The 26402-nt window shown below is 64.7% G+C and carries 17 protein-coding genes; 9 read left to right on the top strand and 8 right to left on the bottom strand.

Going from position 1 to position 26402, the window contains the following annotated elements:
- The first annotated feature begins 67 nt into the window (after positions 1 to 67).
- The 3 genes from rsmG (at position 68) to P12x_RS17590 (ending at position 4060) form a co-directional block, all read left to right on the top strand.
- Positions 68 to 1540: a 16S rRNA (guanine(527)-N(7))-methyltransferase RsmG gene (gene rsmG, locus P12x_RS17580; RefSeq protein ID WP_435005713.1), complete on the top strand. Its 1473-nt coding sequence runs from the start codon at positions 68 to 70 to the stop codon at positions 1538 to 1540.
- 69 nt (positions 1541 to 1609) lie between these two features.
- Positions 1610 to 2509 carry a nucleoside hydrolase gene (locus P12x_RS17585; protein ID WP_435005714.1) on the top strand — a complete coding sequence of 300 codons (900 nt, stop codon included), beginning with the start codon at positions 1610 to 1612 and terminating at the stop codon, positions 2507 to 2509.
- A gap of 225 nt (positions 2510 to 2734) precedes the next feature.
- Positions 2735 to 4060: a dicarboxylate/amino acid:cation symporter gene (locus tag P12x_RS17590; protein WP_435005716.1), complete on the top strand. Its 1326-nt coding sequence runs from the start codon at positions 2735 to 2737 to the stop codon at positions 4058 to 4060.
- Positions 4061 to 4111: 51 nt separating this feature from the next.
- Here the strand turns inward: P12x_RS17590 and P12x_RS17595 are convergent, their stop codons facing one another.
- From P12x_RS17595 to P12x_RS17605, 3 genes are all read right to left on the bottom strand, one after another.
- Positions 4112 to 4942: an alpha/beta fold hydrolase gene (locus P12x_RS17595; protein ID WP_435005717.1), complete on the bottom strand. Its 831-nt coding sequence runs from the start codon at positions 4940 to 4942 to the stop codon at positions 4112 to 4114.
- Positions 4943 to 5083: 141 nt separating this feature from the next.
- A complete protein-coding gene (locus P12x_RS17600; protein WP_435005719.1) occupies positions 5084 to 6226 on the bottom strand; it encodes a glycosyltransferase family 4 protein in 1143 nt (380 codons plus the stop codon).
- A 115-nt stretch (positions 6227 to 6341) separates the two neighbouring features.
- Positions 6342 to 7553, bottom strand: coding sequence for a hypothetical protein (locus P12x_RS17605; protein ID WP_435005721.1), 1212 nt, complete (start codon positions 7551 to 7553; stop codon positions 6342 to 6344).
- A gap of 406 nt (positions 7554 to 7959) precedes the next feature.
- Here P12x_RS17605 and P12x_RS17610 point away from each other — a divergent pair, with 406 nt between their 5' ends.
- From P12x_RS17610 to P12x_RS17620, 3 genes are all read left to right on the top strand, one after another.
- On the top strand, positions 7960 to 8238 hold the full coding sequence (locus P12x_RS17610; protein WP_435005723.1) for a hypothetical protein: 279 nt from the start codon (positions 7960 to 7962) through the stop codon (positions 8236 to 8238).
- A gap of 46 nt (positions 8239 to 8284) precedes the next feature.
- On the top strand, positions 8285 to 9121 hold the full coding sequence (locus P12x_RS17615; protein ID WP_435005725.1) for a TatD family hydrolase: 837 nt from the start codon (positions 8285 to 8287) through the stop codon (positions 9119 to 9121).
- A gap of 155 nt (positions 9122 to 9276) precedes the next feature.
- The gene (locus tag P12x_RS17620) at positions 9277 to 10896 is read left to right on the top strand and encodes a M20/M25/M40 family metallo-hydrolase (protein ID WP_435005727.1); all 1620 of its coding nucleotides are present in this window, start codon (positions 9277 to 9279) and stop codon (positions 10894 to 10896) included.
- 298 nt (positions 10897 to 11194) lie between these two features.
- Here P12x_RS17620 and P12x_RS17625 read toward each other — a convergent pair whose 3' ends face one another.
- Together P12x_RS17625 and P12x_RS17630 are read right to left on the bottom strand one after the other, a co-directional pair.
- Complete coding sequence (locus P12x_RS17625; RefSeq protein ID WP_435005729.1) at positions 11195 to 12103, bottom strand: UbiA family prenyltransferase; 909 nt, start codon at positions 12101 to 12103, stop codon at positions 11195 to 11197.
- A gap of 13 nt (positions 12104 to 12116) precedes the next feature.
- A complete protein-coding gene (locus P12x_RS17630) occupies positions 12117 to 12971 on the bottom strand; it encodes a sugar phosphate isomerase/epimerase family protein (RefSeq protein WP_435005730.1) in 855 nt (284 codons plus the stop codon).
- Positions 12972 to 13279: 308 nt separating this feature from the next.
- On the opposite strand from P12x_RS17630, the gene P12x_RS17635 reads away from it, so the two are divergent.
- The 3 genes from P12x_RS17635 (at position 13280) to nadB (ending at position 21371) form a co-directional block, all read left to right on the top strand.
- A complete protein-coding gene (locus tag P12x_RS17635) occupies positions 13280 to 14362 on the top strand; it encodes a sugar-binding protein (protein ID WP_435005732.1) in 1083 nt (360 codons plus the stop codon).
- A 133-nt stretch (positions 14363 to 14495) separates the two neighbouring features.
- Positions 14496 to 19538 (top strand): hypothetical protein, encoded by a 5043-nt coding sequence (locus tag P12x_RS17640; protein ID WP_435005733.1) that lies wholly within the window; start codon positions 14496 to 14498, stop codon positions 19536 to 19538.
- Between the two features lie 171 nt (positions 19539 to 19709).
- Complete coding sequence (gene nadB, locus P12x_RS17645) at positions 19710 to 21371, top strand: L-aspartate oxidase (protein ID WP_435005734.1); 1662 nt, start codon at positions 19710 to 19712, stop codon at positions 21369 to 21371.
- Positions 21372 to 21446: 75 nt separating this feature from the next.
- On the opposite strand, the gene P12x_RS17650 is transcribed toward nadB, so the two are convergent.
- The 3 genes from P12x_RS17650 to P12x_RS17660 form a co-directional block, all read right to left on the bottom strand.
- Positions 21447 to 21851, bottom strand: coding sequence for a hypothetical protein (locus P12x_RS17650; RefSeq protein ID WP_435005735.1), 405 nt, complete (start codon positions 21849 to 21851; stop codon positions 21447 to 21449).
- 2 nt (positions 21852 to 21853) lie between these two features.
- Complete coding sequence (locus P12x_RS17655) at positions 21854 to 24082, bottom strand: VWA domain-containing protein (protein WP_435005737.1); 2229 nt, start codon at positions 24080 to 24082, stop codon at positions 21854 to 21856.
- A gap of 93 nt (positions 24083 to 24175) precedes the next feature.
- Positions 24176 to 26359, bottom strand: coding sequence for a BatA domain-containing protein (locus P12x_RS17660; protein ID WP_435005738.1), 2184 nt, complete (start codon positions 26357 to 26359; stop codon positions 24176 to 24178).
- Positions 26360 to 26402: the final 43 nt, after the last annotated feature.

Raw genomic sequence — 26402 nt, forward strand, 5'->3', positions numbered from 1 at the left:
GCCCCGCCCGGTCGATCGCCGGTATGATGGGGAGATCTATTGCCACCCTGGATCCCAAGGCGCCTCCATGACCCCCGGCCGGACATCGCTCGAAGCCCTCATCGCAGACTGTGGCCTGAAACTGGACTCCGCCCAGTATGACCAGCTCTGGGCGTACCACCGACTCCTCCGGTCGGCCAACGCCGAGCTGAACCTCACGCGAATTCACAACTTCGAGAACATGGTGCTGAAGCACTATGTCGACAGCCTCCTGGTCCTGAACTTCGTCGAGCTCCCCTCCCCGATCATTGATATGGGCTCGGGGCCCGGCTTGCCCGGCATCCCCCTGAAAATCGCCAGGCCGGGTGTGTCGATGATCCTGGCCGAGCCCCGAGGAGCCCGCGCCGAGTTCCTGGAAGGGGTCTGTGCGAAGCTGAATCTGAGCGAGATCGAGGTCTTCGCCGGCAAGGTGGGGCCCAAATTCCCGAAGCGGGTCCAGGGGGTGATCACCCGGGCGGTTGCCTCGATTCCCGAGACGCTCGACCGGGTGGCGAACTGCCTGGAGACCGGCGGACGGATGATCTTCATGAAAGGTCCCGACTGCCAGGGTGAGATCGACGAGGCCCGGACCTCGCACGCGGAGAGCTTCAAGCTCATCCTCGACAAGTCGTACACCATTCCCGGGACCCCGCACGATCGTCGAATCGTTGTCTACCAACGCCTCGAAGGGGACGCTCCCGGGCAGTTCGAGACGCCCGTCTACAAAGGGCACGTCCGCGAGGTCGTCAGCGAGGCCAACCCCTCGTACAAGCTGGCCCTCGACCTGTTGACCGGTAAGGGCATCCGTAAGCAAGGCCTGGCCCTCATCGCGGGGCATCGGATCGTCGCCGAGGTCCTCGATCGGTTCCCCGACCGCGTGGAAGCCTGGTTGACCGATTCTCAGGGGCCAGCCCCGCCCGATTCCGAGGCCCGGCCTACCTGGCTCCGGCTGGCCGATCCCCTCTTCCGGAACCTGGACACCGCAGGGACCCGGACCCCCCTCCTCCAGGTCCGAGTCCCCGAAATTCCGGTCTTTTCCGCCGAGGCTCCGTGGCCCGAGGGCTGTACGCTCTTCATCCCATTTCAGGACCCGGAGAACGTGGGGGCCGTGATCCGTTCGGCCGCCGCCTTCGGGGTCGCCCGGGTCGTCCTCCTCAAAGAGGCCGCCCACCCGTTCCACCCCAAGGCCGCCCGAGCTGCCGGCACTGCCCTCTTTCAGGTGCCGATGGAACAAGGCCCCTCGGTCCGAGATCTCCATCGCTCCGAGATCCCCCTCATCGCCCTCTCCGCCGATGGCCCGGACATCGGGGCCGAGTCCTTCCCCGACCGGTTCGGCCTGGTCACGGGGGTCGAAGGGCCGGGTTTGCCGGATCATCTCCGGCAAGGAGCGACCCGACGGATCCCGATGGAGCCGGGAGTTGAGTCGCTCAACGCGGCGACGGCCACCGCAATCGCGCTTTATGCATGGAAGCGATCCCTGCCCGATCCGGTCGAGAGCAACCGGGACGACCCCTCGCTATGATGGCGAGCTCTGGCCCTCGTCGATTCCAAGTGGGGTGGCATCATGACGGCTGCGAGTGCGTGTGTATTGATGGTCGGGGTGTTGGGACTCTTTCCGGCCGATCGGCGAGCGGTCGTCCTGACCACCGACATCGGCGCCGAGACCGATGACCAGTGGACGCTGGCTCATCTGGCCCTCTCGCCCGAGATCGACCTTCAAGGGGTCGTCACCACTCACGCTCCGAATCTGGCGAGGCCGGCCGCCGAGAGTTCGGCGAAGGTGGCCCGCGACCTGATCGCCCATCTTCCCGAACGTTTTCGGCCGCGGGTCTGGTCAGGATCCAGCGAACCCCTGATGGATCCGAGGAAACCCCGGATCAATTCCGGGGTCGATTTTCTGATTGAGCAGACGCGCGGGAGAACCCCCGAGGATCGCCTGATCGTCCTGGTGATCGGGGCGGCCACCGACGTGGCCTCGGCCCTCCTGATCGATCCGAGCTGGGCTGATCGGATTACGATCGTCGCGATGGGGTTCGACAAGTATCCCGAGGGGGGGGATCCCTGGAACGTCAAGAACGATCCGATCGCCTGGCGTATCCTGCTGGAATCCCGGGCCCCGATCGTCGTCGGCGACTCGGAAATCACTCGAAAGTCGCTCCGGATGACCCCCCAAAAGGCCCGTGCCTTGCTCGGACAGCTTCCCGACCCGGCGAGCGAACTCCTGGCTACGTTCGAGCGTTGGATCACCAAGAATGGTCGAATCGCCGAACAGGAGACAGGTTCGGCCGACACCTGGCCGATCTGGGATGAAGTCACCGTGGCCTACCTGACCGGCCTGGCCAAGGTCGAATCGAGGCCCCGGCCTCGGCTTCGCGACGACCTGTCCTTCGACTTGTCCAAACCTCAAGGGACGATCGACTGGGTGACGGCCATCGACGAGACGAGGCTCTGGGCCGACCTCGCGGCCAGGATCGAGGCCGGGGCGAACTGAGTCCGGTATCTGACCGGGTCGTTGCCCGATCAAGGAACCAAGGGTAAACTCGCGACGGTCCGAAAGCGACTTCGGACGTCGAAGGAGATTCGCGCGGACATCGGACAGTCCGGATCTCGAATCGCCCATTTCAAGGCTCAGGAACGAGTCGATCCCGAGACCGGCGATCGTCGGAAACCTCGAATCCTCGGTCTGAACTCCGATTTGCTTGAGACGGGAGCTGTGATGGCGCAACCGGAATTCGACACCTCGACCGTGGCCGACGATCCGGAGAGCCGGCCTGGCGGGATCCCGCTCTACGTCTGGGTCATGGGCGCGGCGATCGTGGCCGTGCCCTTCGGGCTATACATGCCCCGGACCCTGGCCGGGCTGGACGTCCCGACCCAGCTCGACCTGTTCCCCAACCTTATCATCCGGGCCTTGAAGGCCCTGGCGACCCCTCTGGTCGTCCTGGCGATCCTCAGCGCGATCGTCACCAACGACATTCGCGGCCGTCAAGGCGGTCGTATGATGTTTTACTACTTCGTAAATACCATCGTGGCGATCACGATCGGCCTGGTCGCCTCGAATCTGATCCATCCCGGGGTCGGGGCCAAGCTCTCGGAGGCCCCGCCGGCCGCCGCAGCCGGTCCCGAGTCCGGCGCTAAGGCCGAGCCGAAGGGGCTGACCAAGCTCCTCTATGAATTGATCCCCGAGAGCATCGGCGACTCCTTCGCCAAAAATCACCTGGCGCAACTGGTGATGGTCACCCTGGCCCTGGGGATCGGACTGGCCAAGATCCGCGACGAGCAAAGGAAGCGGGGCGAAACCTCGCACCAGGTCGTGATCGACCTGGTCACCGTGGGTTTCGAACTGCTCATGAGGGTCCTGCTCTGGGTGGTCGCGCTGGTCCCCCTGGCGGTCTTCGGGGTGGTGGCCGCGAACATCATGCGGAGCGGCCTGGAAATCTTCCAGTCGCTGGTCTGGTTCATCGCCGTGGTCCTGGGTGGACTAGCCTGCCAGGTGGCCTGGTATCTAATCCAGCTAGGGATCTTCGCCCGGATGTCTCCGGTCCGGTTCCTCCGAGGTGCGGCCAATGTAATGGCCACCTCGTTCAGCACCGCGAGCACCGGGGCGACCATGCCGGTCACACTCCGGTCGCTCCAGGGGCCTCTCGGAGTCTCCCGGCAGTCGAGCCAGCTCGCCGCCTGCGTGGGGACGAACTTCAATAACGATGGGACCGCACTCTACCAGGCGGCCGTGGTCCTGTTCATGGCGCAGGCGCTCGGTCGCGACATGTCGTTCATGGATCAGATTGTGATTGTATTGACGACGGTGGTCGCCAGCATCGGGGCCGGCTGCATCCCGTCGGGCGGGTTCGTCACTCTCCCCCTGATCTTCGCCGCCGTGGCCTTGCCGGCGGAGCAGATTCCCTTCCTCCTGACGATCGACTGGTTCCTCGATCGGTGCCGGACGACGTCCAATGTCCTGGGAGATATGACCGTCGCGGTCTTGCTGGACCAGACGGCGGATAGGGCGGACCTGAGCGATATGGGCGTCAAGGCCGGCTGATCGTCAGGTCCCGGAGCTGGTTTCGGCGAGCCAGCTCGGTTCGCCGAACATTCAGGCGGAATCACGCTCGATCTGCCGATCCCGCTCTACCCCGAGCCTCGCCAGGTTCCCCACGACATCCGCGTACAGCCGAGCAACGCGGGGGCACGGCTCGGTGGGGATCTCGGGGGAGAGCCAGTTCATCTGCCGAAGGTGATCGACCGGCCAGCTCGGGAGAGGTTCACCGAAGGAATTCGCGGAACGGACCGAAACAAGGCCATCGTTCGGTCCTTCCAGCTCCGAGAGGGCGAAGTGGAGTCGCCGAAGTGGCCAGCAGACTTCATTGGAGGGTGGGTCACCGGCGACGCTGAAGGTCGGCAGCCAGTCGGGAGTGGGGTTCCGGCGGCTGAACTCGGCTGCTGCCGCCGGGGTCACATCCAGGAAGCCCCTGTGGTCGATCCCCATGCGTTCCAGGAGGGAATAGATTCGCCCCACCCGGAGCTTGGCGAAGTCGGCGATCGACGAGCCCAGATGAGGAGTGGCAATCGTGGTCAAGCTCAGGATTCGACCGCGCCAGGACGGATCGGCAAGCAAGGCCCTCGCGTCAAGCCCGCCCATGCTGTGGCCGATCAGATGAACCGGTTCATCTGGGAATGCTTCGAGAATCTGCTCGCCCAGTTTCGATGAACGACGAGCGACGCCCGCAGTGGGGTGGACTCGAGTTACCAGGACCCGGTTGCCGGATTCGCGGAGGATGCCCGGAATCCCGCGGAAGTACCAGGCCAGGGTCAAGGGTCCCAGGCCGATCCTTCGGAAACCGAACAGTCCATGGGCCAGGACGATTGGCGCGGAGAGCCGGGGGCACCCGAACGTGGGATGAGGAGCAATGATGGCGGGCCACATGGTGTACATTCCTTGATCGCGATCCGAGGGAAGTTTAGATCATCCCCGTCGGAAGGCAACCTGAGCTTGAACCGAACCGGGGGCTCGGACCGGACCAGGAATCGGTTGGGCCGATCAGAGGGAATGCAAAGGCAATTGCCGTCACTCCGCCAACAATCCTACGCCCGCGTTTGGCCGCTTGTTCAGTAGTTGGAGGTAGATCTGCTCGTAGCGTGTCACGACCGCTTCGAGTGAAAATTCCTCCTCGACGCGATGGAGTGCCGAGGCTCCGAGCCTTCGAGCCAGTTCGTGATCGTTCAGGACCCTGACGATCGAAGCCGCCCAGATTCCGGGATCGGGCGGAAGCAACAGTCCCGCATCTCCCGGACCGAGGAGGTCGATATTTCCCCCGATCTCCGATGCGAGGCAGGGAAGGCCGGTCGCCATCGCTTCCAGGAGCGAGTTGCTCATCCCTTCGGCCACGCTCGGCAGCACGAAGATATCGGCGGCCCGGAGATACTCGGCGGGATCGGCCACGGCCCCGACGAAGTGGACCCGGTTGCTCAGGCCGAGCGATTCCATCCGGCGAGCGAGGCTCTCACGCTCGGGCCCCTGCCCCACCAGGATCAGCGAGGCTCCCGACTGCCGGGCTACGGCCGGCCAGGCCTCCAGGAGCAACCCGAGATTCTTCTGGGGATGGAGCCGTCCGGTGAAGACCACTCGGGGTCGAGCGGGGAGCGAGTCTTCGACCTCGGGTGCGACCGGGCCTGGCCGGAAGTGGTGGGCGTCCACCCCGCTGGCTGTCCGGATGATCTGATCGGGCGGAACTCCGAGTCCGAGCCATTCGCGTTCGATGTCGGCGGAGATCGCCGCGAAGGCCCGGTTCCGGAGCGCGGCCCGCCGGAGTATCAGTGCCCCTCGAGTTCTCAGGAGCTCGCTGGCCTCGCCGAAATAGCCGGAGCTGGCCGGCTGGATCAGGGTGGGCACGTCGCCGAGGAGCGATCGAGCGAGGCCGACCGAGATCGCCTCCCAGAGAGCCTGATGAGTGTGGATCAGGTCATATTCGGGGCGAAGTCGTCGAAGTGCGCCGATCAGGCTCGCGACGAACGAGAGGCCGAATAGCGGCCCGATCGCGATGGGCCGGATCCAGCGATGAACGAGGATACCTCCAACCGTTTCATCCACCGGCAGTCCGGGGATGAACCGGGTCACGACATGAACCCGATGCCCTCGCCGGGTCAGTTCCAGCCCCTGGGCCAGCGCCTGCCGCTCGGCGCCGCTCTCGGCCGGATGGAAGTAACTCACGACCAGGCAGATCCGAAGAGTCTTGGGTGGGGCCGGCATGAGTCGGTCTGGAAACGAATGCGGGGCAGGCCCGCGAGCCTGCCCCGGTAGAGGGGGTCAATAGATCTTGGTTCGATCAGCGAGTGATCAGGAATTCCTTGACGTTCCGCCCCGCGCTATCGACAACCCGCCCATTGGTGGCGGTCAGAAAGTCGCTGGCGACTGGCAGGATCGAACCGCTCGGCATCTTGACCTTCACGGTCCAGTCGCCTTCCGGCAAGGCGATCTTGAATTCGCCATCGGCGTCGGTCAGCGCCTGCCGATCGGTGAAGTTCTTGGTCAGACTGGAGACGATCACGTTGACCCCCGACTCGGGACGGTTCGAGCCGAACGAGACGACCTTACCCCGGAGGACGTTTCTGGTGTTATACGTCGGCCGAAGCGAACTCCGGGTGGTAACGCCCTCACCTTCGGGTTGATCGCCGATCCGTCCGGGTGCGGGCAGCGGTACATCGGCCCCGCCATTATCAGCTGGCGGCGTTGCCGATCCGGGCGGGTTGATCGGGGTGATCGGCGGTTCCTGGAGGGTACTCGGCTGGGCCGTGGCAGCTGGCTTCGCGGAGGCGGGAGCCGGGACGGGCGGCGTGACATCCGAGGGGGTCCCATCGTCGATCGAGCCCGAAGGACGCCGCTCGTTCAGCGAGCCGTTCGAACTCTCGGGCTCGCTCGTGATGGTCTTTTCATTCCCGCCCTTCGCGGAACCGCTGGGCGTGACCGAACGAACTGGGGCCGGAGCGACCGTCTCATCGCAGATTGTCGTCCCCGACGTGGCCACCACGCCATTGTCAATGACGTAGGAAGTCGGAGAGAGGCTGGAGGCCGAGAGATACGAGGTGGTCGGCACCACGTACGAGGTCGGGAAGTACGAGGTGGTCGGCACCACGTACGAGGTCGGGAAGTACGAGGTGGTCGGCACCACATACGAGGTCGGTACGATGTAAGAAGTCGGCAGGATAGAGAGACTCGGCGAGGTCAGGTAGGTCGTACGCTCGACGTATCGCCGAGGTCGATAGCGGACCGTCCGCACTGTCGGGAAGTAAGTCGCTGAGGTCGAGTAAACCGAGCCCACCGAGTACACCGCGGACGTTGGTAGATAGGTGGTGGAGTACGCCGTCGGAACGACATACGAAGTGGAAAGGATGCTCGACGTGGGCAGGGCGACAACCGAGCTTGTCGGGATGTACGCCGTTTCCAGGAAGACATCGGCCCGGACGGGGTTGGTCCCGGTCAGGAGGGCGTAAAGCGCGAGGCCGGCGATCCAAACGCTCGACGTCGGACGGTGCAACATGGTCGGTGTCCTCAAGGTCCGGGGATCTGCTCGCGGGCGCGTCATGTCTACCCAGCCGTCGCGTCCGCCCCGACACTCCCAAGATACCAGAACTGCTTGACCTGAACCAAGGGTCCAGCGACGGCCTGTATGAGTATAAGGCAAACCATGAACCATCGACTTGAGTCATATTCCCTGGAATTCCGAAATGCCGTCCCGGCAATCGTTGTAATCGTCAATTTTGGATGGGGTTGTGGTTGTCCCAGGCTCGAAAATCCTCGAATTGAATCGCAGCATCGTCGGTTTGGTGGATGAGGAGCGACCATGGTAAAGACGGTCGAGGTCCTGGTTTCGCCATGTAAAATGGAATAAGCTACAATCACCAGCCGGATCCGAGCCTCCCGCGACCCTCCGGAGACCAATGGCCATGTCTTCAACACGCGATGTCGCCGAGGTTCTCAATCGCGACTTCCTGGAGACGAGAAGCCGGATCCTCGATTTGGCCGCCGCCCTGGATCGTCTCGAACGAGCCCCCGGGAGGCTGGCCGAACACCCGCCCGACCAAAGGCTTGCCCAGCTCCGCCAGGCGATCGAGGCGCTCCTGGAGCCCGGTCCCGGCCGGGCCGAGACCGTCCAGCGACTCTTCTCGCTCGACTACGATCCCGACTGGCGCGTCAAGAATGGACTCGCCGCCCCGCGCTCCTGAGCTGTCTCGGACCCTCGAACCAAGTCCTCGCCAGGGGTAGCTCTTCATGAACTACATCGACCCGCACATTCACATGGTCAGCAGGACCACCGACGACTACAAGCGGATGGCCCTGGCTGGTTGTGTCCTCGTGAGCGAGCCGGCATTCTGGGCCGGGTTCGATCGCTCCGGCTCGGAAGGATTTCGGGACTATTTCCGCCAGCTCGTCGACTTCGAAAGGAAGAGGGCCGGACTCTACGGGATCGCTCACCAGACCTGGCTTTGCATCAATGCCAAGGAGGCCGAGAACGTCGCGCTCTCCCGCGAGGTGATTGCGATGATCCCCGAGTTCCTCGACCATCCGAGCGTCCTGGGAATCGGCGAGATCGGGCTGAACAAGAACACCAGGAACGAATCCATCGTGTTCCTCGAGCATGTCGAACTGGCCGCAAAGCATAATGAACTGATCCTGGTCCATACCCCGCACCTGGCCGACAAGTACCAGGGGACCCGGATGATCCTCGATATGCTGCGGGGGGACTCGCGAATCGTGCCCGAGCGGGTCTGCATCGACCACGTCGAGGAGCATACGATTCGACCCGCGCTCGAGGCCGGGCACTGGGTCGGGATGACGCTTTACCCGACGACCAAGTGCACCCCCGCCCGCGCCGCCGACATCGTCGAGTTGTACGGGACCGAGCGCATCATGGTGAACTCGGCCGGCGACTGGGGACACAGCGACCCGCTGGCTGTCCCCGAATTCATCTTCGAAATGCGGTCGAGAGGCCACGACGAGTCGACCATTCGCAAGGTGGTCTTCGAGAACCCGCTCGCCTTTTTCGGGCAATGCCCACGGTTCTCGTTCAAGCCTCGGGAGGCGGTCGAGGAGTCGGCAGGGGTCTGATTCGACGGGTCCGCGACGTCGATGGTCGATGCAGATTATTCCATTGACCCTGGCGTCGCCGGTAGGATGTTGCGAGTTCACGCCTCCTCGTCGGGAGATACCCGAGCGAGGCGTGGCCGCTCATTCCGCTCTTTCCTACCGCCAAGGGCCTCTCGATGACGATCATGTCCCGGACCGCACTGCTCCTCACCTTGTCCATCGCCGGTCCTCTCGCCGCCCAGGATGAAGCCAAGCCCGACTCGCCCCCTCCGATCGAGATTCCCGACGTGGTCCAGGGGATCACGGCGAGAGAGCTGGGCGGACATATGAAGTTCCTCTCGTCCGACCTGATGCGAGGTCGTGACACCGCCAGTTCCGAGATCCGGCTCGCCGCCGAATACATCGCCAGTCGACTCTCGGCGGCGGGTGCCGAGGCCTCTGGCGATCGAGAGTCGGGTGGCCTGGGCTATTTTCAGCGATTTCCGCTCGAAGTGACCACAGCCTTGCAGGAAGGCACCAAGCTTTCGATCGAGGTGTCCGAGGGTGGTTCACGCCGGGTGATCCCGCTCCAACTCGGTTCCGACGTGACGTTCTACCCGGGAGGGCTGACCCCCGGCGAGATCGAGGCTCCGGTCGTCTTCGCCGGATACGGTCGAGTGAATCCGGACGAGAAGGTCGACGATTATGACGGGATCGACGTCAAGAATCGGTTCGTGCTGGTCCTCGCGGGCCAGCCGCCGGTCAAGCCTGCGGATGGAGAGAAGGCCGAAGAGAAACCGCCGGCACCGAGGAATCGATCAGGCCAGCGAGGCGGGAGTCCAGGAAAGCTGGAAGCGGCCCTGAAGCGTGGCGCCCTGGGAGTGTTCGTGGTCCAGCCTCCGGGTGGCAATGCACCGCGACGGGTTCCCTCGCCATCGGCCGGTCAGACCCTCCCCGGTTTCGGTCGCCCGTCGATGACGCTGGGCTCGCCTACACCGTCGATCCCGAACTTCACCCTGTCCGACCCGATCCGCGACCTGATCTTCGAAGCGACGAGTTTCGATGTGGAGAAGACCCCTCGGGGCCCGCTGGCCGGGGTTCAGGCCAGTTTTACATTTGCGTCGAATAAGGAGCTGAAAGAAGATCGCAACGTCGTTGGTATCTTCCCGGGGACCGACCCCGAGAAGAAGAAAGAAGTGATCGTCTTCAGCGCCCACTATGATCACGTGGGCGTGAACGACAAGGGCGAGATTTTCAATGGCTCCGACGACAACGCCTCGGGTACCAGTGCCCTCCTGGAGATCGCCGAGGCCTTCGGCGACGGCCCCAAGCCCGCCCGGACCATCGCCATGCTCTGGGTCTCGGGCGAGGAGAAAGGTCTGCTCGGCAGCCAGTGGTTCGCCGATCATGTCTCATTGCCTGAAGGCTACAAGATCGTCGCGGACATCAACATCGACATGGTCAGCCGAAATGACGGCAAGTCGATCGGGATGACTCCCTCGGCGAAGCATCCGAGCCACTCCAACCTGGCCTCGATGGCCGAAGCGTCGGCCAAAGCCGAGGGCCTGGAGATCAAGTACGACGCCGACCAGTTTTTCGGCCGGACCGATAGCGCGAACTTCGCCAAGAAGGGGATCCCGGTCGTTTTCTTCTTCTCCGGGCTCCACGAAGATTATCACCGGCCAACCGATGACGTCGAGAAGGCCGATTTCGACAAGGCAGCCCGGGTCGCCCGCGCCGCCTATCGGCTCGGCTGGCAGACGGCCCAGGGACCCGATGTCCCGAAGCTTTCGAAGGCCGAACAAGCCGAGGAGTGAACTCCCTCTCCTGACCTGACACGTCGGGATTCCGGACCACGCCCGACGATCGGCCCGGAGATGGTCCTCGTCGGGCGATGGGTCAATTCACGGAGGAGTTTGAAACCGATCCTCAAACCGAGGCCTTGCTGGAAGGCCAGATTGACCCATGGCAAGGCCAAGGGCTCGAGGAGGTTGACACCATCAGGGGATCGGCCGTCTTCTGATAACCCGGAGGTGTTGAAGATTTTGTCGCCCCTGGCTCTCGAGGCCCATACGGACAGGTTCCAGGGTAAGGAGGGGGCGTCAAGCGAGCAGATCAGGTCGAATAGAGCCACTTCCCCAGGAGGAAGGCAGGAACCCAGAGCGCGGCAACGGCAAGGGCAGGACCGGGACCTCGGACGCACGCGACCAGTGCGACATCGAGCCAGACCAGAGAAAGGACGCCCGTCTTGACGGCCCGCTGGAAGGTCGAAGGGACCGGTTCCCGGTAAGCTCGGAGCCCGGCTTGATTTACGAGGAATCCGACGGCCAGTAGGACCAGGCCACCGAATGCCGGAGCGGTTGGCGATCGATATACTTCCGGTCCAGGAAAGCGCTCGGGTCGGAGCATCGCGACCACCAGGCCCAGGAATGCAAGATTCTGGAGCGTCAGCCCCGCCAGAAGACCCCGGGTCTTCCCCGACTCCACCTCGGAGCGGCTGATCCAGGTCACGCCCACCACGAACAGCGCCAGCGAACCGGCCGCGAGCCAGCCGATCGGCCCCCCCAGGTCGGGTGCCTGGCTCATCCCGAGGAGAAGATTCAGGCCGCGGCATGTCCCCATCGCTTCCGGCCCCAACACGGTTCGTTTCAGCCCGGCGTCATAGCCCAGGACGCAGGCCGCCAGGATCGACGCAACGAATAGGCTGGACATCGAACCGGAGAGCGCCGCCAGGCCAGGCCCCGCCAGGAGCGCGACCGCGCCGAACCAGGCCGCCAAACGTCGCGAAACCTTCCCTGAAGGGAGCGGTCGGCCGGGGCGCTCACGGAGGTCGATCTCGAAATCGAAGACATCGTTCAGGACGATCCCGGCGGCGTAGATCGCCACCGAGGCCAGGACCAGGGGGACCCATCGCGCAGGTTCATCGAGCGAACCCGTCACCAGGAGCCAGCCGGCCAGGCTGTCCGCGGCGGCGGTGAAAAGGTTCGGGAGTCGTACGAGTTGTAGATAAGGCTTGATGTTCATGATCCGATCGTTCTCAGGCCGCCGACGAAGGGGTCATCAGCGGCTTGAGCACTTCGTACGCCCCCCGGGCTGCGGTGTCGGGGTCGTCGATATTGGGATAGAGTTCGACGGTCAACCAACCGTCGTAGTTCGTGGCCCGGATCGCTTCGATGATCACCGCGAAGTCGATCGCTCCCTGACCGGGGACGAGGTGGTGATGAACCCGGGTCGCGGCGATATCCTCGAAGTGGTAGTGGTGGATCTGGCCGGCGAGCTTCGCAATCGCCCCGGGGATATCTTCGCCCACGCAGTAAGCATGTCCCACATCGAAATTCAGGCCGATCGACGGCGCATTGACCTTCTCGGCGACTTCCAGATATTGATCGGCCGTTTCGAGCAACAAGCCCGGCTCGGGCTCGATCAGGAGCATCACACCAAGTTTGTGGGCGTGCTCGGCGAGCGGCTTAAGAGCTTCGACGAAGAGTTCGACCGCCGACTCTCGCGATTGGCCCGGCGCGATCGGCCCGCCCGGCTCGGTCGTGATGTGGGGAGCCCCCAGCTCGGCGCAGAGGGTGAGGGACCGCTTCGTGTGGTCGATCCGGACCCGTCGGTAGCCTTCGTCGGCCTCCAGGAACGAGGGGTACCAGTAGGGCTGCCGATGGTCATTGACCGCGTTCATCATGAAGGCATTGACGTTGGAGAAAGCCAGGCCGTTCAGTTCCATCGCCGAGCGGATCGCTCTCTTGGGGCCATCCAGTAGGCCGCTCGGCCAGGCGTGGGGGACGTCGGCCATCAATTCCAGTCCTTCGTACCCTAGCGCCGCGATCCTCGCCGCCGCTTCGTCGAAGGGGAACTTCATGTAGGCGTTGGTGCTGAAAGCGAGACGCATCGCGGGACTCTCGTCGGTCCGGAGGATTCGGCCATTGGTGTGCCAGGGGGCAGGACCTTTGTCCGAGATTGGGGGGAAGGCTTATTTCAGCAAGGAGGGAGTCAAAACCGATCGAGCGAGAGGGTTGACGCTATCCGAAGTTCGACCAGTTTCAACACTAGGATTATGACGCAACCCCAACGGATTACAACCGGCCCGCCTCGGCTGGTTGATTCGAGTCTCGAGGACTCGTAGGATCGCCCTTCCCGGCGGACGATTCGTCGTCGGACTCTCTCCGAACCTATCTATCTCTGATTGGGGTTCCTCCGATGCGAAGCACCTGGATCGGTGGGCTGATGCTGTTGCTTTTCGGCGCGATTGGGGCGATGGCCGAGGATAAACCGGTTGCCCTGGAAAAAGGTGTCCGTGGCCTCGTCGTCCGGGCGACAGAGCCCGTGGTCGTCGATGGCAAGCTCCGTGAATGGTCGGGTGCCTATTGCACCCCGGTCCATTACTCCCACGGCAATCTGACGAACCGCGCGGCTCAGTTTTTCTACCTGTGGGACGAACAGGCGCTTTACGTCGGCCTTCGCACCCTCGACGAGAAGCCGGCCAACATTGGGAATCCCGGATCGCTCTGGAATGGGGACGCTGTCGAATTTTATTTCGATGCCCGGACCGGGGATTCGCTCCGCGGCCAGGAATGGTCGACCGGCGCGATCCACCTCTTTTACACGGCGTTCGAGAAAGCGACGGTCCACCCTCGATGGACCGTCCGGCAGGGGATCGCCACCAGCGACGTCCGCTTAAAGGGGGTCGAGATCGGGGCCACCTCCGAGGGGGGTATCACCGAGCTGGAATTCAAGCTTCCCTGGGCCAACTTCCCGGAATTTACCCCGAAGGCGGGTTCGGTCATCGCGCTGGATGCCGAACTTTGCAGCGGCGATGGCGAAGGTCGGACCGACCGTACCTTCGCCTACGGGTCCCCCCTCTCGGTCCAGCAACCGGCCTCACTGGGCAAGGTGGAATTGGTGAATTCGTTCGATCCGGCATATCTACCGGAGGCCGGCCCCTCGACTTTCCCGATGTGGGTGGAGACACCCTGGACCCAGTCCGAGCGGGCCAGGGTCCGCGCCGTGGTGGCCATCCCCCCCTCCTTCGTCGAACAGGTCGGCGCAGTTAACGTTCGGCTGCATGACGCCGATGGGAAGGTCGTCCGGACGGAAATTGCTACAATCGAGCCGTTCGGCCCTCCCGGTGCTGGATTCGTCCGGGCTGTCGCCTCCTGGTCGATCGACGACTACGCCCCGAACACGTATTTTGCGACGGCCCGAGTCGAGTCCAAGGACGGCAAGACCTTGACTTCCGTCGCGCCTCGGATGGTCCAGGAAGCCCAGATGTCGGGCCGTTGAGCGGGTCTTCATGCTCGATTGCGTGTGATTCTCGACGACAATCGTCGGATTGTTGGCCGGTTGCACGCCTTCGGGCGTATAATACTGGAACCGCACATCATCGGGTCCGCCGATCGCCGAGGGAGCACGCGCCATGGCCTTGGGCACACAGCCAAACGGCAAGATGCTGGAGTACGAGCAGTTCATCGACCATCAACTCACCCGGACGCAGTCGAAGATCAAGACAACCGACATCTTGATCGCCTGCCTGACCCTGGCGACGGCGGCGCTCGGTGTGCTGTTCACCGAGATCGTCCTCGATCACGCGTTCGGGTTGCCGGTCTGGTTTCGGCAGATTGTGCTGTTCCTCGGGATTGGTGCGGGTCTGACGTTCACTTACTGGAAGATCGTCCGGCCGATCCTGGGCCGGGTCAATGGACTTTATGCCGCCAAGACCATCGAGGGGACCGATCCCGAGTTCAAGAATAGTCTGATCAGCTATCTCGAACTCCGGAAGTATCGCGACCAGTTGCCCAGGCGAACCCTCCGGGCGATCGAAGCCAAGGCGGTAGGCGACTTGACTCGAATCGAGATCGAGTCGGTGGTCAACCAGCGGCGGGTCCTCCACACCTGGTACGCCCTGATGGGCGTGATCATGGTGGTTTTCATCTACTTTGCCCTAGCCCCCAAGAGCCTGTTCGACTCGGCCAAGCGGGCCTTCCTGGCGGACGTGGTCCGTCCGACCAATACCCGACTGGACTCGATCAAGCCGGGTGACGACCCCGAGCTTACCGAAGTGGTGGCCGGTTCGAATGTTCCTTTCTCGGTCGAGATCAAGGGCGTTCGACCTGAGAAGGTCGTCCTGCACTACAGCGTCGACGGCGGTAACTTCTTCCTCCCGCAGGAGTTCGCGGCGGGGCCGAATCTCTACGATCCCTGGAAGACGACGCTCCGGAACGTTCAGCAAGGTCTCGACTATTACATCACCGGGGGCGACGCCGAGTCTCGCCATTACAAGGTTCGTGTCCTCCCGGCCCCGATGGTTTCGGGAATCGCGGTCGACTACAAGTTCCCCGCCTACACCGGGACCCCCAACCGATCGGGGGTGGAAGGGGGAGCGGTCGTCGCGGTCGAGGGGACGGATATCATCGTCCACGCCAAGACGAATCAGCCCGCGAAATCGGGCTATCTCGACTTCGGCAAGGATCGCCAGTTCCGGATGGACGTCGATCCCAAGGATCCCAAATCCCTGACCGGTCGGTTCCGGGTCGAGGCCGACGGGTCTTATACGATCAAATTCCAGACGGTCACCGGTCAGATGAATCCCGAGCCGGTGGTCTACGACGTCCACGCGACCAAGGACGCTCCGCCCTCGGTTCGTTTCGTCACGCCCGGCCCCCGGATCAAGTTGCCTAGCAACGGCAAGGTTCCCCTGGGTATCGAGTCCGGCGATGACTACGGAGTGAAGTCCCTGAATCTCTCGGTCACGCAAGGGTCCGAGCCGCTGGTCTCGAAGGATTTCCTGGAAAACAAGCCGAGTACGCGCAAGTTCACCGCGACCGAAGTCCTCGACCTGGCGAACTTGAAGCTCAAGCCCGGCACGCAGGTCGAGTACTGGCTCGTGGCTCGCGACAACAAGGAGCCGACCTCCAACTCGGCTATGACCGAGAAACAGGTCATCGAGATCACCGAGCCCCTCCCTCCCGAGCAGCTCGCCCAGGCCGAGGAGAATCTCCGGAAAGACAACCCCCCGCCCCCGCCCGACGAGCAGCCCAAGGGTGCAGATGACAAGGCCCAGCAGCAGGCCGGCAATCAGCAAGGCAAAGAAGGCAAGCCGGGCGACAACCCCGACAATGCCACTGCCGACCGTCAACTGGCCATGAACGAGACCAGGACCGAAGAACGCCCGCCCGCCCAGCAGCCTCCCGCCGGAAAAGAACCCACGCCCGAAGATTTGAAGCGGCTCGACCAGATCGCGAAGAATCTTAACCTCGAAAAGCCTCAGCAACCGAACGACGCCAACAACAACCCGCAAAATCCCCCTCAAGGGAACAATCTGACGCCACCCAATCCGTCCCAAGCAAAGCCAAATCAAACCCAGAACGGAGCCAGGAACGGCGACGTTTCCCAGGCCAAGAATTCACCTCCCTCCCAGACCAACCCGGCTGCGCAGTCCAATTCCGAGACACCTAAGCCCGGTAACGCAAGTACTGGAAACCCATCTGAGGTTTCCAGGCCGCAGCGAAACGAGCAGAAGCCCGGCCAGCCCGGTGGCGAACAGAAGCCCGGCCAGCCCGGATCGGAATCCAAGCCGGGCCAGCCCGGCGGTGAGCAGAAGCCGGGCCAGCCCGGCGGCGAGCAGAAGCCCGGTCAGCCCGGCGGCGAGCAGAAGCCCGGTCAGCCCGGATCGGAATCCAAGCCCGGTCAGCCCGGTGGTGAGCAGAAGCCGGGCCAGCCCGGTGGTGAACAGAAGCCGGGTCAGCCCGGATCGGAATCCAAGCCCGGCCAGCCCGGCGGTGAGCAGAAGCCGGGTCAGCCCGGTGGTGAACAGAAGCCCGGCCAGCCCGGATCGGAATCCAAGCCCGGCCAGCCCGGCGGTGAGCAGAAGCCGGGTCAGCCCGGCGGTGAACAGAAGCCGGGTCAGCCCGGCGGTGAACAGAAGCCCGGCCAGCCCGGATCGGAATCCAAGCCGGGCCAGCCCGGCGGTGAGCAGAAGCCGGGCCAGCCCGGTGGTGAACAGAAGCCGGGTCAGCCCGGTGGTGAACAGAAGCCCGGCCAGCCCGGATCGGAATCCAAGCCCGGCCAGCCCGGTGAGAAGCCCGGCCAGCCCGGATCGGAATCCAAGCCCGGCCAGCCCGGCGGTGAACAGAAGCCGGGTCAGCCCGGATCGGAATCCAAGCCGGGCCAGCCCGGCGGTGAGCAGAAGCCGGGTCAGCCCGGTGGTGAACAGAAGCCGGGTCAGCCCGGATCGGAATCCAAGCCCGGCCAGCCCGGCGGTGAGCAGAAGCCGGGTCAGCCCGGTGGTGAACAGAAGCCCGGCCAGCCCGGATCGGAATCCAAGCCCGGCCAGCCCGGCGGTGAGCAGAAGCCGGGTCAGCCCGGCGGTGAGCAGAAGCCGGGTCAGCCCGGATCGGAATCCAAGCCGGGCCAGCCCGGTGGTGAGCAGAAGCCGGGTCAGCCCGGTGGTGAACAGAAGCCCGGCCAGCCCGGATCGGAATCCAAGCCCGGCCAGCCCGGCGGTGAGCAGAAGCCGGGTCAGCCCGGTGGTGAGCAGAAGCCGGGCCAGCCCGGTGGTGAACAGAAGCCGGGTCAGCCCGGATCGGAATCCAAGCCCGGCCAGCCCGGCGGTGAGCAGAAGCCGGGTCAGCCCGGCGGTGAGCAGAAGCCGGGTCAGCCCGGATCGGAATCCAAGCCCGGCCAGCCCGGCGGTGAGCAGAAGCCGGGTCAGCCCGGCGGTGAGCAGAAGCCGGGTCAGCCCGGATCGGAATCCAAGCCCGGCCAGCCCGGCGGTGAGCAGAAGCCGGGTCAGCCCGGATCGGAATCCAAGCCGGGCCAGCCCGGTGGTGAACAGAAGCCGGGTCAGCCCGGTGGTGAGCAGAAGCCGGGTCAGCCCGGTGGTGAACAGAAGCCCGGCCAGCCCGGATCGGAATCCAAGCCCGGCCAGCCCGGCGGTGAGCAGAAGCCGGGTCAGCCCGGTGGTGAGCAGAAGCCGGGCCAGCCCGGTGGTGAACAGAAGCCGGGTCAGCCCGGATCGGAATCCAAGCCCGGCCAGCCCGGCGGTGAGCAGAAGCCGGGTCAGCCCGGCGGTGAGCAGAAGCCGGGTCAGCCCGGATCGGAATCCAAGCCGGGTCAGCCCGGCGGTGAACAGAAGCCGGGCCAGCCCGGTGGTGAGCAGAAGCCGGGTCAGCCCGGTGGTGAACAGAAGCCGGGCCAGCCCGGAGGTGAGCAGAAGCCCGGAAGCGAGCAGAAGCCGGGAGAAACTCAGAAGCCGAGCAACCCGCAGTCGAGCAAGCCGAGCAACCCGCAGTCGAGCAAGCCGAGCAACCCGCAGTCGAGCCCACCCCAACAGGGTGATAGTTCTTCGGGCCAGGGTCAGGGCAAAGGCCAGGGTCAGGGTCAGGGAGAAGGTCAGGGACAGGGCCAAGGTCATGGACAGGGCCCAGGTCAGGAGCAGGGCCAAGGCCAGGGTCAGGGAGAAGGCCAGGGTCAGGCACAGGGAGAGGGTGGGAAACAACCCGGTACTCAACCGGGGAATTCCTCGGGTGGGGAAGGTCAGCAGCCCGGCGACGGTACAAAACCTGGCGATGGGAAGCCGGGCGGGAAGCAGCCGAGCGGCGGGAGGCCGGGTCAAGGCACTCCCGATCCCTCGGCGAGTGGTGGCAACGAACCTAGCTCCCAGCCGGGCGAGACTCCGGGCCAGGGTGCTCCCAACCCGGGAGGTCAGGGAGACTCTTCCCAACCCGGAAAGGGCAAGCCTTCCACGAATCCGAACGGCAAGCCTCGGCCTGGGGCGACGAAGGGAAATCAGCCAGGACAGGGAGAGTCGGATCAGCCGGGTGAAGGTCAGCCTCAGGGGGGCGACCCGAACCAGCCGAAGAATTCGAAGCCTTCGCAGGATCAGACCAACTCGGAAGGCTCGTCGAACGCCACCGGCGGCCCGAGTGGTCGGGGAAACCGCAATATGAACGACCCGGGCCGCGATAATTTCCAGAAATCCGCCGAGCCGTTGCCCCAGAATACCGACCAGCCGCCGGCCAACCCCGAAGCTCCGCCGGCTCCCGATGTCCCGCAGTCGATGCTGGCTCTCCGGAAGCTCCAGGATCTGCTCAAGGACGACAAGTTCACTCCCGACCTTGAAAAGCAAATCGGCATGTCTCGCGACGAGGCCGAGCAGTTCGTCAAGAAGTTCGAGAAGCCCGAGTTGTCCGAGCCCGTCGGGCCCGGTCGCGAGATCAAGGCCCAGCCGGGCGAGGACAAGGTCTTCGACCCGAACCGCAAGGCTCCCGAGTTCAACTCGACCGCCATCAGCAGCAACAGCAACGAACGGATGGGGGGCACGATCCCTCAGGATACGGCCGGGGGGCTTTCCGAAGGCGTGAAGTCGTCCCCCCCGCCCGAACTTCGTCGCCGCTTCGAGGCGTACAAGCGAGGCCTGAACCGTCCAGGGACCGCCCCGGCTGCCCCGAGCGGTCGATAGTCGGCGGCTTGCTGATGCTTGACCCGGAGTGGGCCGCGTCATAACTTCCTACGAAGCCGCCGCTGGTCTTCCAGGACCCTCGGCGGCTGATTCTCTCTCGATGTTCGTGGTCGGGGCGGAACCGGGACCTTCGATAAGGCCGGAGGCCCCGCGAAAGGCTGGCCGACTCTCATGCTCCTTCCACTGGCGCTCCCCCGACGATACCTGACCGCCTTCGACCCGCAGGATCTCCCACACCACTTCACCGACGTCCTGGTGATTGGCGGGGGCGTTGCCGGCCTTCGTGCGGCACTCGGGGTCCCCGAACCGCTCCGGGTCCTGGTCGTGACCAAGGATGAGGTCCGCGAGAGCAACAGCGTCTACGCCCAGGGCGGGATCGCGGGGGTGATGGACCCCGTGGACCACTTCGAAGACCATATCGCCGACACCCTGGCCGCAGGCAAAGGACTGTGCGATCCCGAGGCCGTCGAGTTGGTCGTCCGCGAGGCCCCGCAGAGGATCGGCGAACTGATCGACTGGGGAACCCACTTCGACCAGGTGGACGGGCAGGTCGCCCTCACTCGCGAGGGAGGCCACTCCCACCCTCGGATCGTTCATGCCCTGGGCGACGCGACGGGCCGCGAGGTGATGCGGGCCGTGATCCAGGTGACCCGAGAACGGCCGAACATCCGGATCTGGCAGAACAGCTTCACGATCGACCTGCTGACCCACGAGGGTCGATGCCGGGGTGCCCTGGTCTGGGACCGTCGACGAGGCCCCTCGCTGATCTGGGCGCGGGCGACCGTCCTGGCGACTGGAGGTGCGGGGCAACTCTTCCGCGAGACGACCAACCCGGCGATTGCCACCGGGGATGGTCACGCCGTCGCCTATCGGGCCGGGGCCGAACTCCGCGACATGGAATTCATGCAATTCCACCCGACCGTCCTCTACATCGCCGGCTCGTCCAGGCACCTGATCACCGAGGCCGTCCGGGGCGAGGGGGCCTATCTGCGCGATCGCGACGGCCACCGCTTCATGCCCGACTATCACCCGGCGGCCGAACTCGCCCCGCGCGATGACGTCTCCCGGGCGATCGTCGCGCAGATGGCGAAGACCCAGCACCCCAACGTCTATCTCGACCTCTCGCACCTCGAACCCGGATTCATCAGCGAACGCTTCCCCGGCTTCGCCGCGCTCTGCAAGGGGTTCGACCTCGACGTGACCCGCGACCCGGTCCCGGTCCGGCCGGGAGCCCACTACATGGTGGGCGGGGTGACGATCGACCGCGACGGGCGGACCTCCTTGCCGGGCCTCTGGGCGGCCGGCGAGGTCACCAGCTCCGGCCTCCACGGGGCGAATCGCCTGGCCTCGAATAGCCTGCTCGAAGGGCTGGTCCACGGGGCTCGGGCGGCCGAGGACATCGCCGGGCTCCTGCGCGAATCCGGCCCGAATCGTCTCGAAGTCCCCCCGATCATCTCCGACCCTCAGCCCAGGGCCAATCGAGAGCCGCTCGACCTGGCGGACATCCGGCACTCGCTCCGGGCCTTGATGTGGAGATCCGTCGGTATCACTCGGGATGCCCGAGGCCTGACCGAGGCCGCCGAACAGGTCGACTTCTGGTGCCGATACGCCCTGAACCACGTCTTCGACAATCCCGAAGGGTGGACCTCGCAGAACATGCTGACCGTCGCCCGATTGATGATCGCCTCGGCGCTCGAACGTGAAGAGTCGCGAGGGGTCCACACCCGCCGCGACTTCCCCGAGGCGAATCCCGATCTGGCTCACCATATCACCCTGAAACGGCCGCCTTTGGCGATCGACATCGACCGATCGCCCGCCCTGGCCCTCTCCTGAACCTGGCCCCGATTTCGGGAAGGACGAGGCATCCCTCCCGCAACGGGTTTCTCACCGGAAAGGATCGGGACTGTCTCACATGCGGGCATCGAGCAGGCAGAACGCCACGAACAAGAAGAGGTCGCCTGCCAGGCAGTAGAGCATGACCAGCACCGATTCGTCCTTCGTCTCCCCTTCCTCCATGAGCAGTGCGACGCGATAAAGCCCGACGAAGAGGAAGAGGGCGACCATGCCCGAGATCACGAAGATCGCCCCGACTGCCCGCGGTAATGAGGCGATCAAGGGCTCGCGAACGGCCAGGACCACGGCCATCCAGACGCTCAGCCACATGATGTGCTGGATCTTGAATCGAAGATTGAACCTGGATTTCTTGGCCCGACCGCGACAATCCTCCGACGCTTTTGCCGCCAGTGTCGCATAGGCGTAGTGGGGCGACCGCGCGGGTTCGGGCTCGCCCGCCGCTTCGAGTTCGGGATTCATGGTCAGACCCATCCCTTCGCCTTGCGGAGTGCCCACTCGGCGGTCAGCAAGCCGCAGAAGATGAGGAAGAAGGGCCAGTTGTCCCAGAGCCGATGCTCGGTCTGCGAGACGTATTCGGTGGCCTCCGGCCCGAGCGATCGGAGGTGCTTGGACAATTCCTCCGACTTGAGTGCCGCGCCCCCGGTGATCTCGGCGATCTGCTTGAGCAAGGCGGGATCGGCGGCGGGATTCTCCAGCTCGCGGTCGTCCTGATAGACCATGAACCGGGCCCGAGCGGTGCCGATCTCCTGACCCTGGCTGGTCCCCTTGACGTTCACCTCATATTCGCCGGGCTCCCCCTTGGCGAAGTACGGTCCCTTGGCATCATTGCCCGTGGGATACATCGGGACGGGCTCGGGCTGGCCGATGGGCTTCCCCTTGTCGTCGAGCCTGGTGACGGTCGCCTCGTAGGTGGCGTCGGGGATCGGCTCGTTCTTGGCGTCGCGAGAGGTCGCGGTCAGGTCGAGCTTCTGATTGGTCGAGACCCGCCGGGAGTCGAGCTTGAGTTTGACCTGGCTCTCCCCCTGATTCTCCTTGTGGGCGAGCCAGAGCACCGCTTGCCTCCAGAACCGGGCATGGGCCGCACGGCCGACCCCCTGGTCTTCGAGAGAGCGGGCCCAGGGCCAGGTCTCGCCCCCGAAGGCGAGGACCCTTCCCTTGCCGACGTCATCCATGCCGACCATCAAGGGATCGCGACCGGCTCGGGCCAGCACGATCGCGGCCGGCTTGGGGCGTCCGAACCGGTTGGAACCGGTGATCGGGGCGAGCTTGGCCCAGACCTGGGCACTATCCGCGACGTTGGGCGCGAGCTTGAGGACGAAGTTCTCCAGGCCGAGCTGGTCGGGGACCACCTTCAAGCCCTCGTCTCCCGGCTCGATCTGGCCGTCGTTGGGGGAAATCTCCACGGGGAGGATCCGTGCCAGCTCGGTCCCGGCCCACCCCCCTGCCCCGAAGCTCGACCGGCCCCCGAGCATGATCAGCCCGGCCCCCTTCTCCACATCCTGCCTCAGTAGTCCGATCTGGGTTTTCGTCAGGTGATCGGCGGGTAGTCCCCCCAGGATATAGACGTCATACTGGCCCGGGGCGAAGTCGGCGTTGTCCAGCAGGCCCTGATCTCCCCTCGCAGGTTCCCGGACCACCCGGAGGTCGGCGTGGATCTCGCGGGCGGCGTCGAGGCTCCGGGTCAGGAAGCGGGGCTCCCACGAGAAATCCGGCCCCTGGATGTAAAGGACCTTCAGGCCCCCCTTGAGTACGTCCAGATAACTACTGATCTCATTGTTGGTCGCGACCAGTTCGCCGGGCTGGGGCTTCACGCGGAGGGTCACCCGCTTCTCGCCCGGGGTTTGCGGGATGTACTTGAGCCCGGTGACCGAGACCGTTTCGGCTCCTTCGGGGACCTTGTATGTCTTGGTGGCAACCGGGCCGGATTCCCCTTCGACCATCAACTCGACCTCGATCGACTGGGACGCGAAGCCCCGGGTCGAGATGGTCCCCCGGATCTCGGGCTGATTCTTGACGAAGACCGTCGGGCCGGCAACGAGGTCGCGTGCCGCGAGGTCCTTGGAACCCTTGCCCGCGTCGGCCGAACCCACGCCCACCGTCACCACCGGAATCTGCTGGGCCCGCAACTGCTGGGCGGCCACCAGGGGAGCGATCCCGCCGTTGGAGGCGCCGTCGGAGAGCAGCACGATCGAGGCGACTCGCGTCCCTTGCGCCTCCTTAACGGCCTTGAGCAGCATGGCCCCGATCGCGGTCTCCCGGCCTTTGGGCTCCTTGGGATCATCGGCCTTGTAGTCGCCCAGATCGCTGTCGAACCGGTACGCCTTGACATCCAGCTCCTTGGACTTCCCCTCGACCGACTTCTTCGCCTCATCGAGCGCCTTGCGAGCGATCGACCAGCGGGTCTGACCGCCGACCTCGTCCCCCTGATTCATGCTCCCGCTATCGTCGATCAGGAAGATGACCGCACTCTGCTGCTTCTGCTTCTCGTCGATCATCAGCGACGGGCGAAGCGACGCGAACAGGCAGAGCAGCACGGCGGCAATCCGGAGCCCGAACGCCAGCCATCGCCAGCCCCCTCGGGTGCTTTGCAGCTTCGGGCGATAGGCCCAGATCGTCAGGGCCATGACGACGATCGCGGCCAGGATGACCAGGACCCACGAGTCGCCGATCGGTTTGAAGCTGATGCTCATCGAGCCAACCTCCCTGGACTTCCGTGGGGGCTATCTAGGACCATTGTAAGGAAGGGGCTGACCTGCGGCGAGATTGGTCTCGCCCGGGGTAGATCAGGCGGTCGCGGTGTCGCGATGAAACTTGTTGGCCAGCAGGTTCTCGGCCGTGACCAGGGCGAGGATCAAGAGCATGAACCAGGGGAAAAGTTCCAGTCCATAGCGACCGATGGCCTGTTCGCGATCCAGGCTCGCGGCGTCGAGCGCGATCTTGTAGTAATCCTTGCCGCCGAAGAGGCCATCGAGGTCGTTGGGCTTGAGCTCGACCACCTGGGCCTCGACCGATGGGACATTCACGCTGAAACCCATCTTCATCTTCGACCCATCGGGGCCGGTCCCCTTCACCTCCCACTGCCCCTCCTTGGAGGGGGTGGGGATGAGGAGCGTATCCGTGGCCGTGGGGGCCGAGAGGCGCTGGGTTAATTCTTCTTCGGGACCCTGGACGGTGTAGGTGGACGCCTTCCGTGCGGGGTCGATCGTGATGACGGCATCCTCCCCGGCCTCGTAATTCAAACGCTCGCCGGCGGTCCCCGCGAGGTAGGGCACGGTCTGCATCAGGATGTCGAGGAACGCCCAGGAGAGGGGAAGCTCGTTCCAGGCGGCCGGCTCGGCGCGGTCGAACCTCCGGGAGAGTGGGGTCGTCCAGAGCAGGACGTGGCCGGTCCTGGCCCCCTTGAAGCTTCGCTCGATCAGGGCCGGGGCGCCGTCGGTGAACTGGAGGATCGTCCGGGCGGTCTCCGACGGCCGGACGCCCCAGTATCGATAGACCGGCCAGGCCGTCAACTCGGGGTCGAGCAGCTTGGGATGGCGATCGAACAACGGGTGGTCATAGCTGGCCTTACCAAATTTGGTCCCAACGGGTGCCTCTTTCTTCGCCTCGAGAACGGCCGGGAGGAGTGACGCCGCCGCCGCGCCCTCATAGCCCGAAGGAAGCGAGCGATCGCCCGGGGCGACCACCAGCCCGCCGCCTTCCCGGACGTAGGCGAAGAGCCGGGCCCAGTCTCGATCCGTGAGTTGGTCGAGGTTCAGGAGGAAGACGCAGGCGTAATCCTTGGTCGAGAGCCGGGGTCGTGCTTGGAATTGAGGACGTGTCTCGCGGTCGATCTTGTATGGGGTACCGACGCCTTCGGGGGCGCCGACCGAAGCCTCAGGCGAGAGGGCATTCATCACGAATTGAGCATCGAGGTCCTGGGCGGTCGTCCGATCGGCGACGACGAGGACTCGCAAGGCCGGCTGGACATTGAAGGAAAAGTAGCGGGTGTCGTCGAACTCCATGAAATCGGTCCGGCCCCCGAGCTTGATCCTGCCTTGATGCAGGCCGGTTTCGAGCCGGGTTGGGGTGAGGAACGAGACTTCCTTCTCGCCATTGGCGGGGATATCGACCAGCTTTTGCTCCCGCTTCTGGCCGTCGAGGTAGAGTTCGGCCACTCGCGAGTCGGCCGGGCCGGAAGAACGAAGCGTCACTTTGATCTCCATCGGTTCCCCCTCGGCGGCGACGGTCGAGCTGGGTTCGGCCGAGACCACCGCGACGTCGACGACCTCCTTGGGGGTCAACTTCAGGATGTAGGTGTTGACCTTCTTCTTGTCCTTGCGGAACTTCTCCAGTTCCTCGGTGGTTCGGGTTGCCCCGAGATCCCATGCCGAACTCGCCAGATCGGTCAGCACGTAGACCTCGCGACGGGCCAGGTTGCTGGCCGCGACCGATCCGGCCGCCTGGACCAGGGCCGCATTGAGCGGTCGATTGGCCGCCTTCAAGGTCAGGGCGTCGATGAGCTTGCGGGCCGAGGAGGGAGAGACCGCGGGCGGTCGTACGGGCAAGGCCGAGTCGATCACGAAGACCTCGCTGTCCGCGGTCGTCTTCTTGAGGATCTCCGCGGCCCGGAGCTGCGCCTCTTTCAGGCGAGTATTCCCCCGGTCGGTGTAACCCATCGACATGCTGGTGTCGAAGACCAACGCGAGGGCGGTGGGAATCTCGCGGTCGCCCAGCGGGGTCTCCGAGTTGAGGGTTGGCCTGGCCAGTGCCAGCGCCATCAGGGCGAGCAGGAGCATCCGGGCCGCCAGGAGCAGCCAGTTCTTGACCTTGAGCCGCTTCTTCGATCGCTTGTGACGCTCGCGGATCAGCCGGAGGGCCGGGAAGATCACATGCTTGGGCGTCTGCCTCATGAAGAGGTGGAGGATGACCGGGACGGCTGCCAGGGCCGCCCCCGCCGCCAGGCCCGCGTGCAGGAGCGAGATATCCATGATCGACCCTTGCCCCGGAGATGGTTGGGATGAGGACGGATGG

Source organism: Tundrisphaera lichenicola (assembly GCF_051175385.1).
GTDB classification, from domain to species: domain Bacteria; phylum Planctomycetota; class Planctomycetia; order Isosphaerales; family Isosphaeraceae; genus Tundrisphaera; species Tundrisphaera lichenicola.